Annotated in this window: 10 protein-coding genes and 1 pseudogene; 5 read left to right on the top strand and 6 right to left on the bottom strand. The window is 45.8% G+C overall.

Translation table 11 applies throughout. The annotated features are described in order from the left end of the window. Positions 1-113: 113 nt before the first annotated feature. From FJD32_RS15600 to FJD32_RS25105, 5 genes and pseudogenes are all read left to right on the top strand, one after another. Positions 114-1,625 carry a hypothetical protein gene (locus FJD32_RS15600; RefSeq protein WP_037416051.1) on the top strand — a complete coding sequence of 504 codons (1,512 nt, stop codon included), beginning with the start codon at positions 114-116 and terminating at the stop codon, positions 1,623-1,625. 790 nt (positions 1,626-2,415) lie between these two features. Beyond that, positions 2,416-2,961 carry a hypothetical protein gene (locus tag FJD32_RS15595; RefSeq protein WP_197278440.1) on the top strand — a complete coding sequence of 182 codons (546 nt, stop codon included), beginning with the start codon at positions 2,416-2,418 and terminating at the stop codon, positions 2,959-2,961. Positions 2,962-3,029: 68 nt separating this feature from the next. Next, on the top strand, positions 3,030-3,542 hold the full coding sequence (locus tag FJD32_RS15590; protein WP_037425858.1) for a hypothetical protein: 513 nt from the start codon (positions 3,030-3,032) through the stop codon (positions 3,540-3,542). Positions 3,543-3,642: 100 nt separating this feature from the next. Beyond that, positions 3,643-4,293 carry a DUF2441 domain-containing protein gene (locus FJD32_RS15585; protein ID WP_050991295.1) on the top strand — a complete coding sequence of 217 codons (651 nt, stop codon included), beginning with the start codon at positions 3,643-3,645 and terminating at the stop codon, positions 4,291-4,293. 190 nt (positions 4,294-4,483) lie between these two features. After that, a pseudogene (locus tag FJD32_RS25105) lies at positions 4,484-4,611 on the top strand (transposase); the annotation flags it as partial. 100 nt (positions 4,612-4,711) lie between these two features. On the opposite strand, the gene FJD32_RS15580 reads toward FJD32_RS25105, so the two are convergent. The 6 genes from FJD32_RS15580 to FJD32_RS15555 form a co-directional block, all read right to left on the bottom strand. Beyond that, positions 4,712-5,890, bottom strand: a complete 1,179-nt coding sequence (locus tag FJD32_RS15580; protein ID WP_037425855.1) for an AAA family ATPase — start codon at positions 5,888-5,890, stop codon at positions 4,712-4,714. Positions 5,891-6,032: 142 nt separating this feature from the next. Beyond that, the gene (locus FJD32_RS15575; RefSeq protein ID WP_181159879.1) at positions 6,033-6,203 is read right to left on the bottom strand and encodes a hypothetical protein; all 171 of its coding nucleotides are present in this window, start codon (positions 6,201-6,203) and stop codon (positions 6,033-6,035) included. Between the two features lie 211 nt (positions 6,204-6,414). Further along, positions 6,415-6,984, bottom strand: a complete 570-nt coding sequence (locus FJD32_RS15570; protein WP_037425853.1) for an LUD domain-containing protein — start codon at positions 6,982-6,984, stop codon at positions 6,415-6,417. Position 6,985: 1 nt separating this feature from the next. Next, positions 6,986-8,380, bottom strand: coding sequence for a lactate utilization protein B (locus FJD32_RS15565; RefSeq protein ID WP_055648002.1), 1,395 nt, complete (start codon positions 8,378-8,380; stop codon positions 6,986-6,988). A gap of 10 nt (positions 8,381-8,390) precedes the next feature. Beyond that, entirely contained in the window at positions 8,391-9,134 is a 744-nt protein-coding gene (locus tag FJD32_RS15560) for a (Fe-S)-binding protein (protein ID WP_037416062.1), read from the bottom strand. A 301-nt stretch (positions 9,135-9,435) separates the two neighbouring features. Then, on the bottom strand, positions 9,436-12,240 hold the full coding sequence (locus FJD32_RS15555; protein WP_088585853.1) for an FAD-binding and (Fe-S)-binding domain-containing protein: 2,805 nt from the start codon (positions 12,238-12,240) through the stop codon (positions 9,436-9,438). Positions 12,241-12,261 lie beyond the last annotated feature (21 nt).

The following is a 12,261-nucleotide window of genomic DNA, read 5'->3' as shown; positions in this document are numbered from 1 at the left end:
GAGTGTTGTCGATAAAATACCGTTACCGACTGACAGTAATGCAGGTGGATAGGATAAATTCTGGGCCACTTTGTCTGGCTTTTCGTTTGTTATTTAAGTTTTATGAGGCTCTTATGCGCACCGCTGCAGTCATCTCTATGCTGTTGTTTGGCGTGTTAACCAGTGTTAACGCCAGCGCCAAGGATAATGAGTTAGTGTTTGCTAGCGATTTTGAGGGTAACCGCTTATCACAACCTTGGTCTTGGATCATGGGGTGCCAATTTGAGGGTGCTGAGCCCCATAGTGGCGAGAGTGCGTTGTTATGTGCAGAAGGCAATAGCAGTATTGTCAGTAAATACCCTGTATCGGAAGCGGGTCTATTAGAGTTTTGGGTAAAAACTCAAAATATCCAAACCCAATATCGGATTAATGTGCTCACATCGCCCGTATTAAAACTGGATGCCCAGTGGCAGCATGTGGCGCTTATCGATGTTACTCCTGGCACAAATGAATATTTAGCCCATCGGGTGTCGATTGACGATCCGAGTCGTCAATATGTTCGCCTCGATATTGAAGCGATTAATGGCCCTATCAGTTTGGATGATTTAACCCTCGATAAAATTCGCTTAGATATTGCCCTGCAAAAAAACGAGCAAAAAATTATCGGCGGCATTTTAGATAAACTTAAAGAAGACAAAAACTACGAGGTTCAGGCCGAATCCTTTAGAACGCTGGGGAAAAACTACGCCGCCCAGCTCGAAAGCCAAAGACAATACCTTGAGTATTCGAACGCGATTTATTCCAGTATCACCTTTGTACTGGCGACCTCTGAGCGCAATAAAATGTCTAACCCTTTGGGTTATAACACCTTTAGGTCGGTGTTAACTGACGCTAAGCGGATTGCGTCGCCGATTCAACAGGCGCGTTTAGGCTCTATGGTTAAGCCCTTTGGCGACTTAGCAACCGCCACCTTAAATGTAGTGAGTGCTGGCGCCTACTCAGCCTTTGCTGAACCTTTTAAATCCTTCCTTGCGGCCACCTTTGACCGCTCAAACTATGACAACAGCGACTTAAGTCGCAGTGATAAAAAGTTTGCCGAGGAAAACGGCCTTAAGATTTACCAGCAGGCCGAGCGCTTTATGTCTGAAATCGAAAAAGAGTTGCAACAGGTGACCGCACTCGATAATGATTTAGTCAGTATGCAGAAGAACTTAGATAATTTCCGCAAGGATTTAGACAAACATCTGCGTAGCTATCTGCAACACGCCAGCATTGCCCGTACGCCCGAAAATTACAGTAAGGTGATGAGTAAAGATGAGCAGACTCGGGCGCAAATCATGGCTGAAGTGAATGCCAATATCAGCGCCAAAGCCGAAGCCTTACTTGCCTCTAATAGTAATGCTGAACTGGTACAGTACATGATTAAAACGACTGAAAAAATGGATGAGTTTCAGGAGTTTAAAGAACGTTTTAATCAAATTACTTCAGCGATGTTAACCTTCTATGACCGCTTTGAGCGCTCGATTGCCGCCGAGCAAAATCCCTTTACCGATCCAAGCGATAGGGCGGTATGGGAACAACATGCTCAAAGTGCACGCAATTATATTCGCCAGTCGAAGGAAGCCTTTACGAAAGCCTTTATGTAGTGATGTGTTGTAGAAAGGTTTACTGGGCTTGTTCATCAAAATGGCAGCGAAGGTTTTGCGCTGCCATTTTATGTTATCCATAGTGTTGTTCGTAAACTCAAAGTGCCTCAAAGCAAGATAGCTTGATCATTAGGTGTACTGAGTGAATTGTCATTGTTTCCCCAGTGACACGCCGTGAATATGTCCTTATAGGCTCGACGGCGACATCCATGTCGCCAACGGTCACTGGTGCAACAATGCCAATCTTCACGACCCCTCTGGCAGTTCGTTCAGCTAAAAGTTATTGCCCCAAAGTGTGTTTCAAAGTTAAAAATTCAAGTAGGGTGAATAAAGCAGTGGCTATAGAAAAGCTAATGTGATGAGGTTACTTTAAACCTAGAAGTCATGCCCGTCCGATATTTTAAAGCCAGCTAGTACTCCAGCTAGGATAGCCACGCCCGGAATGGCTGACAGTGAAAAGTAGTCAAACTTATAGGCGCAAGCCTGTGAGGGGGGGGCGGTACGAGCATCAGCCTGAATGTGAGGTCAGAATGCTGTCAACCAAGGTCAAAAACCAGTCGACAGTGAGCGTAAAAGAATGAGAAAGCTAAAACGATATCAAGTAATTACCCATCAAACTGTATAAAAAACCGCTACCGCAAAAAAGCAAATTCCTATAGCATCATTTATACCAATTGGCACGGATGTAGCAACGGCCATATTTAAGATTGAGTCAACAAGCGATTTATGCCCTGCAAACAGCGCAGCGCATAAATACTAAGACGTTAAATTTCTCAGAGAGATTCGTGCGATGAACGAGAAGAAATTCCCGAATAAAGAAAGTCTAAAAAAATGGTTAATTTCTGCAACTGGCATTGTACTTACATCTGTTTCTATGATGAGCGATGTTCAAGATTTGGAGTTTCAATTTTCAAATCCAAAGGCTCTGGTTACGGTGATGGAAGGAGCTCCTACTTATTTTCCTGATGGGCAATACATCATTACCTATTCCAACAGTTCAGATCTGGATTCTGATGATCTCGATTATTCAAAAATGGCAATGGTAATATCCCTTGAAGCAAAGTTGGCTAAATCGGATACATTAATTGGTGGTTTAAGACCACTACTTACTGCACTAGCCGACTTTGAATATTGCTGTACTATAGATCGAACCAATCCAGCTTACGTGACCGCAGGCATCTGGATAGTAGAGCCGAGTAATCCCGCTGAACTTGAGAATTTGAAACAAGTTTTGCACGAAAATTCTGTATTTTATGCTTTTAATGATGGTTCTGGCTTTGTCACACTCAACAACGCAAGGATGGGTAATGGTGTGCAGAAGCTGGTCAAAATTTAACAAGCAAAGGCAGGGCGACGCCAAAACGCGGCGCGCCTGCTTTGAGCTTTATGAATTATGGATGAATTGTGGAGTATTATTTAAAAAAGTATGGGGATTGGGCGTTTCTTGTATATATCTTAGTTGGAGTCGCTCCAACATTTATGTACGACACAATCCTAAATGAATCATACGATTGGGCATTTAAGTTCTTATCTCTTCCTATCGGCGCGCTTTGTTTTTATGTGTACCTTTTTAAAGTTCCAAAATATCGAAGGAAAGCAGGAAAAGTAAAAGGTTTTCTGTGGACTTCAATGATTGCAGCAATGCTTATTTTTATAAGTGGTGGCTATGTTATGGGACTAAACGCAATGGTTGGGGAACAGCAACAAGTTCAACTAACGGGTGAAATTGTCGAGCTAGACACATATGAAAGTACTAAGGGTGGTATGAGTTACTATGTTTATATTCAAACTACTCATACCAACGAGCCAACTAAACTTGATGTTTCAAAGAGGCATTTTGAATCACTAAAAGTTGGTGACTACTTTTCAGAGAGTTGGTCAAAAGGCTCATTTGGTCTGCTTTATAAGCGGAGATAATGCATAACAAAGCAATTATGAATGGGACGTCTAAAGCTTGGCTGGCGCTCATTCTTCGCTAATTTTAGCCAAGCTTAATACGCCCCATATTGCAGCGTCTATGCAAATACAGGAGGAACAATTGACTATTGCAGATACTGCACGTGATTATTTTCACATCAATAGAGCTGCTCCTTGGTCTCCATTTGAAATGTGGAGAGAAGGACAGGAAATAGATATTGGTGGAGAGAGTAATCCATATTTCAAGTTTTTTGAGACTCAACGAAAAGAGTATTCAGTAAACACCGAATCAGGTTCTATCATGGTACCAGCTGCAAAGTTTGTTGGGAGTGTCGCTAGAGGTGAGATCAATTCTCCTCATGTGGCTGATATTGCTAGTGAGGTTATTAGGCATTTTGTTGCTTATGTTAGAGAGTTGATTTGGGAAGATATAAGAAAGCAAGAGTTTCCTCATTTGCCATCAAGGCAGCGGTGCATCTGGTTAATCCTAGAACGGGAAGGTGTCAGGTTCTGGCTTGAGCGTTTAGGGCTCGAGGGACAAAGTTTTCAAATAGCGCGGGTTAGATTGCAAGGTCGTCTGCACACTGGTAGTGATGAGCACCTTTTAGGTGATAGCGAGCCAATGGAGATGACACTAAAACGTGCAAGACAATATTGGTTAGGAATCCATAATGATTCAGCGACTCAGGAAATCCTTTTTGAAGGACGCCTTCGAGTTATGGAGTTTCTGAGCCCTGAAGAATTTGCATAACAAATAAGGATAGGCCGCGCGTAGCCGCGACCCATTCTCAAAAGGCATGGCAAGTGTTGAACAAGTCCGATGTTGGTTATTGACACTTTATTATGCAAATAGCTGATTGAGAATTTGAAGGTGCTAAGGTCGTATTTTGAAAGAGACTTTTGTGCAGATATGACCTGCCCTTAGAGAACAATTGGTAGAAGAGGATACTGGGCGAATCATTCGCAATGATAAACGTGGCGCCATCAGTGAAACTAGCACTAAGTTACTGACAAGATTAAATATCCTCATGAAAACTGGCTCAAGCCCACTACTGAGTTTGGCAAGTTAAAGGGCCTGAGGAAAGTTAACTCAGACCCTATAAGTACTCGGTTAAAGCGCTGGCCAAATAGAGTTGACCATTGAATGAGTCCATTTAGGAGGAAGAGGGTTACACTGGCTTACAACACACTCCATATCTTAAGCTCGCTCTGCGATGGAGTTCATAGACTTCACAACCTAACAATGGCTCAGTTCTATTCAGTACTGCGCCAAAACGCTCAAAGTAGTCCTCATTAACTTGCTTTGCACTGATAAGCGGCACTTCAATACTGACATCTACACGACCTTTACGTATCAACGCAGGGTCAAGATGATCGAGATGATTTGTGGTCATTATGACAAGGCAGTCATCAAGAGGAATGACGCCGTCTAACGCGTTGAGTACGCCACCTAAAGTGAGTGGTGGGTTGTCTACGTTGCTTTCAGCTGTACGTGATACCGTAGCCTTTACACAATCACAGTCCTCTATTAACAACATCGCTCCGGGCGCTACCTTTCTAATCGCCTTATGAATAGTGGCATCATTGACAGTCGATAGATTCAATATGTATAGATCGCGATGATACTCAACCGCTAAGGCCCTCGCGATACCCGTCTTACCCGTGCCCGTTTTTCCATGTAGCAGTATGGTTAGCTTACTTACAACCGATTTTCCCCGACTTGCAAAGTTATCAACTTCCCTCATCAAGTCCTGCTTAAACCCTTCATCTAGCACTAAGTCACTAAAACCCGATGATTTCAATGTACCGTAGCGACACCATTCGGTTTCTTCGAAAATATTCACTTTCGGCTCAGTAGGAATGTCTCCACGAGTATCTTCTAAAAAACGATATAGTTTATCTTTTGCCCACCATGGTGCTCTTACAGTAATAGAATCGTATGCCATCGAACTATCGACCTTAGTACGGGTTGCCAACATAAAACAACCACCGTATTTAAACAGATGCATACCATAGCCGATAGACTTAACACTGACACGCCCGTCGTAATTCACACCATAGTCAAAGTACACAGCCTCAGAGATAGAACGTGAAAAAAACGGAATGGTAGTATTACTGATCAAAAAGGACAGCTTATTGAATATCTCTGTGCGTGCCTGATGGCTATCGTCTATAGTGAGCCGCACAAATAGCAGGCTACTGAGCCAACTTAACAGTTTCGCGGGGACATCTTTTAGCATGTAGCCTACGAGTCCAATTAACGTAAATGTTAATACTCCAACAATGACAGCCGTCAACAAAGGATCACTATTGGTGAGCGCCTTTATTTGTAGTAATACCTCGTTCATTTACTCACCTTTACTATAAATGCCTAATAGATATAGTCGAGAATACGACCTGCCGCGTCGAGGATACTCGTAAGGTATCTTCAGTATTGCGCTATCGCATCTGGTTAAAGCGACTTGATAAAGATCCTTTACTTATCACTAGTTATTGCTTTAGGCTGCGGCGCTCATCAAAGAGCAGTACGGCGCGGCCTTGCATCCACTGATTGACTTGCACTACATCCGTGTTTAACAGCCCGTTCGCCATCTTATAGGTAGGACGCCTGAATGTCGTGCAATGCAGGGATACGTGAGAACGACCATGGCTCTCGTTCATAAGCTTAGAAATCCTAGATTTCTCTATTCACCGAGTCGGCGGCGAATGCCATGGCAAGCCTGTACCTGTAGGCGAATAACCCTTATAAATCAAATGTTTCAAATATTGTTATGCTAAATTTTAAATAAGAAAGCCGCCAATAAAGGTCGGCTTTCATGTTTCGATTGTCCCGTAACCTTTGCGTTTCTTGGTTACATTAAATCTTGAGGCATTACAGCAAATACACGTTCGAGCTGCAGGCGCCGTGAGCACCGACGACGAGGGCTTGTTCGATATCGGCGGTTTTTGAGGGACCGGCGATAAACACCCCAAACTCACCTGAGGCTAGCGTGATTTCTTTTGCCGCTTGATGCATGTTTGGCACAATCTTATTGGCTGGCAGGGCTAAGATCAGGTTTTCACAGATAAAAGGCGTTACTCTGTGGCCTAAGTTCTTATTGTTTACCCAAATGGCACCATTTTCGGCAACACCAATATCCCCAGGTATCACCGCATAATCGATATCCCTGAGCTCGTGAGCCGTTGGTGGCACATCACGGTTTGCTGTGATGCCCTCAACGAGGGAGATAACCTGTAAGCCTTGGGCGACAAGCTCATCCACTTTGGCTTGCAGTGCCGCGAGGCCGCCTTCACGGTGAAGTGTACCCGCAACGGTTTTCAGATTGGTTTCAAACTGGCCAACCAGATCTTCAACCCTTGGGGCGACATCGATGCTCGGCATAGGATGGTTTGTTAAAGCCGACAGTTTGAGCGCATTGAGAATTTCGTGCTTACTAGACATCTTATAGGCTCCTGTGTTTCTTAAACCAAGCTTCGAAGCTGGAGTTGGGGGCGACTGGCAGTTCACGGTATTTACCCCAGGCACCGCTAAAGGGCTTGAGCAGACTACCCGGCAGAATGCGCAGTGCAGTTCGGGCCGCGCCCATTGAGCAATTGAGCAGAGTCGTGCTTGCCATAAATTTACCCACTAATGGCATATAGCCGTTTTTGCCGTAGGGGAGTTGTCCGGCTTCGGCCTTAAGGCGTCTGTGGTGGTGAATAATCTTATCGAGCGGCACCTTGGTCGGGCAGACATAGGTACAGCTACCACACAGAGTACAAGCCCAAGCGATGGAGTTGGTATCGTCATGCTTGGCACCCACCGCAATCCCAATCGGGCCGGGAATGGTGTAGTTGTAGCTGTAACCACCAGAGCGGCGATACACAGGACAAGTATTTAAACAACCGCCGCAACGAATACATTTCAATGATTCGGCAAGGATTTTATCCTTCATCATCTCGGTACGGCCGTTATCGACGATGATCACATGCATCTCTCCATCGACCTGTGGTCCACGGTAGAAGGCGCTATAAGTAGTGACGGGTTGGCCAGTTGCGTTGCGTGCGAGGGTGCGTAGTAACACGGCGGCGCTGTCGATATCGGGGACAATTTTGTCGATCCCCATTGAATGCAACTGCAACTTGGGCAGGTTAGCGCCCATATCGGCGTTACCTTCGTTGGTACAAACGACCACGGCGCCCTTATCGGCAATCGCCATGTTTACCCCTGTCATGGCGGCATCGGCGCTGAGGAATTTTTCACGCAAATGCGCGCGGGCGGCACGGGTTAAATACAAGGGATCGGCTGCCCCCGCTTTAGTGCCGAGTTTCTCATGGAAGAGGTCACCGACTTCTTCTTTTTTCATGTGAATAGCGGGCACCACAATGTGCGAAGGCGGCATTTTCGCGAGCTGAATAATGCGCTCACCTAAGTCGGTGTCGATGACTTCAATTCCACGCTGCTCTAAGTAAGGATTGAGATGACATTCCTCGGTGAGCATGGATTTGGACTTAACTAACTTCTTCACTTTATGGCTAGCTAAGATCTCGTGCACGATACGGTTGTGCTCGGCACCATCTTTAGCCCAATGCACTTTGATGCCGTTGGCAAGGCAGTTTTGCTCAAAGGTTTCAAGGTATTGTGCAAGGTTGGTTAAGGTGTGCAGTTTGATTTCAGAACCTAACTGACGCAGTTGCTCCCATTCGGGTAAGCTGCCAGCGGCGCGGTCACGTTTTTCACGCAGTACCCAGAGGGCTTTAGAGTGCCAGTCAACTCGGGTTTCATCGCGGCAGAAAATATCGGCTTTATGAGCGTGAACCTGTGAACCCGTGGCTCCGTGATTATGTTGATATGCCATAGTGGGTCTCCTAGAGCGCGGCGTTTAGCACTTGCGCTATGTGGCGAATTTCAATCGGCAATTGTTGTCTGCGGATCATGCCATCGAGGTGCAAGAGGCAAGAGGGGTCGAAGCCAACCACATATTGCGCGCCTGTTGCCGCGTGGGCTTGGGCTTTGTCTTTACCCATCTTGGCGGATACGGCACCTTCATCGACGGCAAACGTACCACCAAAGCCACAGCATTCATCGCGGCGGTCTGGATAGACAATGTCGATACCTGCGATATTAGCAAGCACGGCTTCAACTTTGTTGAATCGTGGGCCCATTTGCTCGCTTGGCGTGGCAAGGCTCAGCATACGAATGCCGTGACAGCTTAGTTGCAGGCTGATCTTATGGGCAAAAGGTTTGTTGAAGGCGGGAATGGGAGCGATATCGTGGAGGAACTCGGTCAGCTCATAGAGTTTGTCGATAACGGCTTGAGCTTCTGGGCTGCTATCAAACTCGTGGAAATTTTCTTTGGCGGCCACTAAACAAGAAGCGGCAGGACAAACAATGGCATCGCATTCTACACCTTTGAAGGCATTGAGTAATTTCAAGGTGGTACTGCGTGCTGCATCAAAGCAACCCGAGTTAGTCATCGGTTGGCCACAGCAAGTTTGGCCTGCGGGTAGAATCACTTGGTGTCCGAGTTTTTCCAGTAATTCCAGAGTGGCAATGGCCACATCCGGCATCATTTGGTTAACAAGACACGGGATGAAAAGGGCGATTTTCATTGTGCTTTCTCTTTCTTGTTAGTGAACGACATTGCCTTGCATTGTGGCCCCAAAGTCCACACAAATGCTAAGGTAGTTGATCCAATATAGGCTTATCTAAAGTAAATAAGTAGCCCTAATTTAGTAAATGATCTACTAGATTTTTGCAAAAATGAGAAGTTTTTAACAATATGATTTTAAATGGTTAATTTGGTTTTTATTTTAAGATTTATTTCGTTAACTTTGCGGAGTTGTCGATAAATGAGAATAGTTTTCTTCTAAAGAAAAACGGGGCTATCTTTAGCCCCGTTTGGTCAGTGTGTTAGCGACTGCACTCTTCGAGCAGATACGCTAAGTGGCGGTAGGAAATACCACTGTGTTGGGTCAAACCGACCTCGCACATACGGTTGGCGTAATAGCCTTCTTTAACCTCAACTGGGATTAACTTCTTAATATTGCGCAGGGCGCTGGCGTTGATTTCTGGCTTATATAAACCTTTTTCACCGGCGTATCCACAACATTCAATACCCGCGGGTTTGAGCACTTGCGCCGAGCAAGCATTGGCAATGGCTTGCATCTTAGGCTCTAACTTCATCTTGCGAGCACTACAACCTAAGTGTAAAGCAACATTGACCTTTTTGTTGATGGTCAGCTTGTCCAGCAGCTTGTCATGCATAAACTCAACTAGATCCGTTATTTGTACCTTTGGGTTACCCGTGAGGGTGCGATAAGTACAAGATAAGGCATCGACTAACACTGGGATCTTGCCGCCATTGCTCATCTTGCTAAGCACATCGATAAGCTCTTGGCGTTTGGCGTCGGCGTTTTTAAAGTCGCCCTTTGATTCCCACATTTGGCCGCAACATAAATCGCGGGTCTTTTCTGGCGTGACAACGTTATAGCCCGCGCGCTCTAGTAGGGTTACAACCACTTCTGGCAAGGTGCGGTTATCCGGATCTTTCGGCGTTGGACCAAAGGTCCGGCCACCACAGGCGGGGAAGTAAACCACGGTTTCTTGGCCTGCTTTGGCGGGTGACGGTTTAGGCAGTTTGCCGCCTTTGGGGAAGTCAGGATTCCAGTAGGGCACTTCTTTAGAAATCAGCCGACCCGTTTTCATCAGTGCATTAGTAATGCCATCGCCGGTGATTTTATGGATAACGCCAAGTACATCAAAGCCCGTACTGATCACTTGGTTTACCGCGCCAAAATGCTTGGCTTGGAAATCCAATACTTTTTGCTCTGTGGTGCTGATATAAGGTGTACGTAGTTTACGGACTAACTGACCCATGCTGTTATCGACTGGACAGGCGATAGTACAAAGCTGACAGGCAGCGCAGGTATCAATCACATCGTATTTTGCATCGGCGCGCATTTTAGCGGCCGCAGCTTTATCACCGGACTGCTCTAAGCGTTCGATTTCACGCAGAGTAGCGATACGTTGACGTGGCGAGAAGTTAAGTGCTGATGTTGGGCAGGTTTTTTCGCAGAAGCCACATTCAATACATCTATCAACAAAATCATCGACAACAGGGCAGGGCTTAATATTTTTAACGTGGACGTTCGCATCATCGTTAAGAATAACGCCTGGGTTTAGAATACCCTGAGGATCAAATAGTTGTTTGATGCTCTTCATCAAAGTGTAAGCATCTTGTCCCCATTCTTTTTCAACAAATGGTGCCACAGCGCGGCCGGTGCCATGCTCAGCTTTCATTGAGCCGTTGTACTTGTTAATCACCATATCGGCAATATCGTCCATAAAGGCATGGAAGCGGTCAATATCGGCTTGAGTGGAGAAGGTAGGAGTAATAATGAAGTGGAAGTTACCTGCTAGCGCGTGGCCATAAATACAGCCTTCAGGGTAACCATGTTTATGGAAAAGCTCAGTGATATCGTGAGCTGCTGCGGCTAGATGTTCAAGCTCAAAGGCCACGTCTTCGATGATAACTGAGGTTCCTTTTGGACGCTCGCCACCGACAATGGGGAAAAGCCCTTTACGCATCGCCCAGTACTTGTCGTAAACCGCGGGATTGGTACTGAATTCCATCGGACGGATGAAGTCAAAACCAGCCAGCTTGGTACTGACATCTTGGGTATAGCGTTCGAGCGTTTGAGCATCATCCGCACGGGATTCTATCAATAGAATCGCCGATAATGCAGGCAGTTCCGACAACCAATCTGGCATGCCTGGCTTGCCTGTTACCGCTTTAATGGATGGCCAGTCAAGGAGTTCGGCCGCAGAAACACTTTCACCATTAATCAGCGGAATGGCGCGTGCAGCATCTTCCATATTATGGAATACAGCCATGGCTGAGGCTTTAAATTTAGCTTCATTTACAGTGTGGTAAGTGACTTCGTTAATGAAAGCTAACGTACCTTCCATCCCGACCATTAAGTGGTTAATGATGTCAAATGGGTCGGTAAAATCGATTAAGGAGTTAATACCGTAGCCAGTGGTATTTTTGATGGAATACTTTTTACGAATGCGCTCGGCCAATACGGTGTTATGGCGTGTCAGATGGGAGAGCTCGCTCAGATCTTGCAGTAATTTTCCGTGGGTCTTAGCAAACTCAGCCTTAGATTTTTCACAGCCAGTATCGAGTTCAGTGCCATCGGCAAACAACAGTTTTGCCGATGCGATGGTTTGGTAACTGTTTTGAGCAGTACCACAGCACATGCCTGAAGCGTTGTTAGCAACAATTCCGCCAATTTTTGCCGAAGCAATCGTCGCTGGATCGGGGCCGATTTTGCGATTCAGTGGCGCAAGCGCAGCATTCGCGTCTGAACCAATAACGGCGGCACCTAAGGTAATTTGTTTTGCATCGCTACTGACTTCAATCTTTCTAAAACCATCATGGCCAAGGATAAGTAGTATCCCTTCACCAATCGCTTGGCCAGATAAACTGGTGCCTGCTGCTCTAAATGTGACGGGCGCATTATGCTTGCGGGCAACGGCTAAGGTGAGTTTTACCTGTTCTAAGGTCTCGGTATGGACAACAACTTCGGGCACGATTCTGAAGTAGCTGGCATCGGTAGACCAAGCAAAACGACGGACGGGATCATCCGTCACCGGACGATCACCTAATTGTGTTCTGAGATCACTGATGACCTCTTTGTAGTTAATCGACATAACATCACTCTCTTTATCTTA

This window comes from Shewanella sp. LC6 (genome assembly GCF_006385735.2).
Taxonomy (GTDB): domain Bacteria; phylum Pseudomonadota; class Gammaproteobacteria; order Enterobacterales; family Shewanellaceae; genus Shewanella; species Shewanella xiamenensis.
This window is presented reverse-complemented; position numbering and strand designations above follow the sequence as displayed.

Excerpts from the sequence above, each read along its gene's own strand:
- FJD32_RS15580 (WP_037425855.1), bottom strand. The coding sequence starts at position 5,890 with ATGAACGAGGTATTACTACAAATAAAGGCGCTCACCAATAGTGATCCT.
- FJD32_RS15575 (WP_181159879.1), bottom strand. The coding sequence starts at position 6,203 with ATGAACGAGAGCCATGGTCGTTCTCACGTATCCCTGCATTGCACGACA.
- FJD32_RS15600 (WP_037416051.1), top strand. The coding sequence starts at position 114 with ATGCGCACCGCTGCAGTCATCTCTATGCTGTTGTTTGGCGTGTTAACC.
- FJD32_RS15595 (WP_197278440.1), top strand. The coding sequence starts at position 2,416 with ATGAACGAGAAGAAATTCCCGAATAAAGAAAGTCTAAAAAAATGGTTA.
- FJD32_RS15555 (WP_088585853.1), bottom strand. The coding sequence starts at position 12,240 with ATGTCGATTAACTACAAAGAGGTCATCAGTGATCTCAGAACACAATTA.
- FJD32_RS15570 (WP_037425853.1), bottom strand. The coding sequence starts at position 6,984 with ATGTCTAGTAAGCACGAAATTCTCAATGCGCTCAAACTGTCGGCTTTA.
- FJD32_RS15560 (WP_037416062.1), bottom strand. The coding sequence starts at position 9,134 with ATGAAAATCGCCCTTTTCATCCCGTGTCTTGTTAACCAAATGATGCCG.
- FJD32_RS15585 (WP_050991295.1), top strand. The coding sequence starts at position 3,643 with ATGCAAATACAGGAGGAACAATTGACTATTGCAGATACTGCACGTGAT.
- FJD32_RS15565 (WP_055648002.1), bottom strand. The coding sequence starts at position 8,380 with ATGGCATATCAACATAATCACGGAGCCACGGGTTCACAGGTTCACGCT.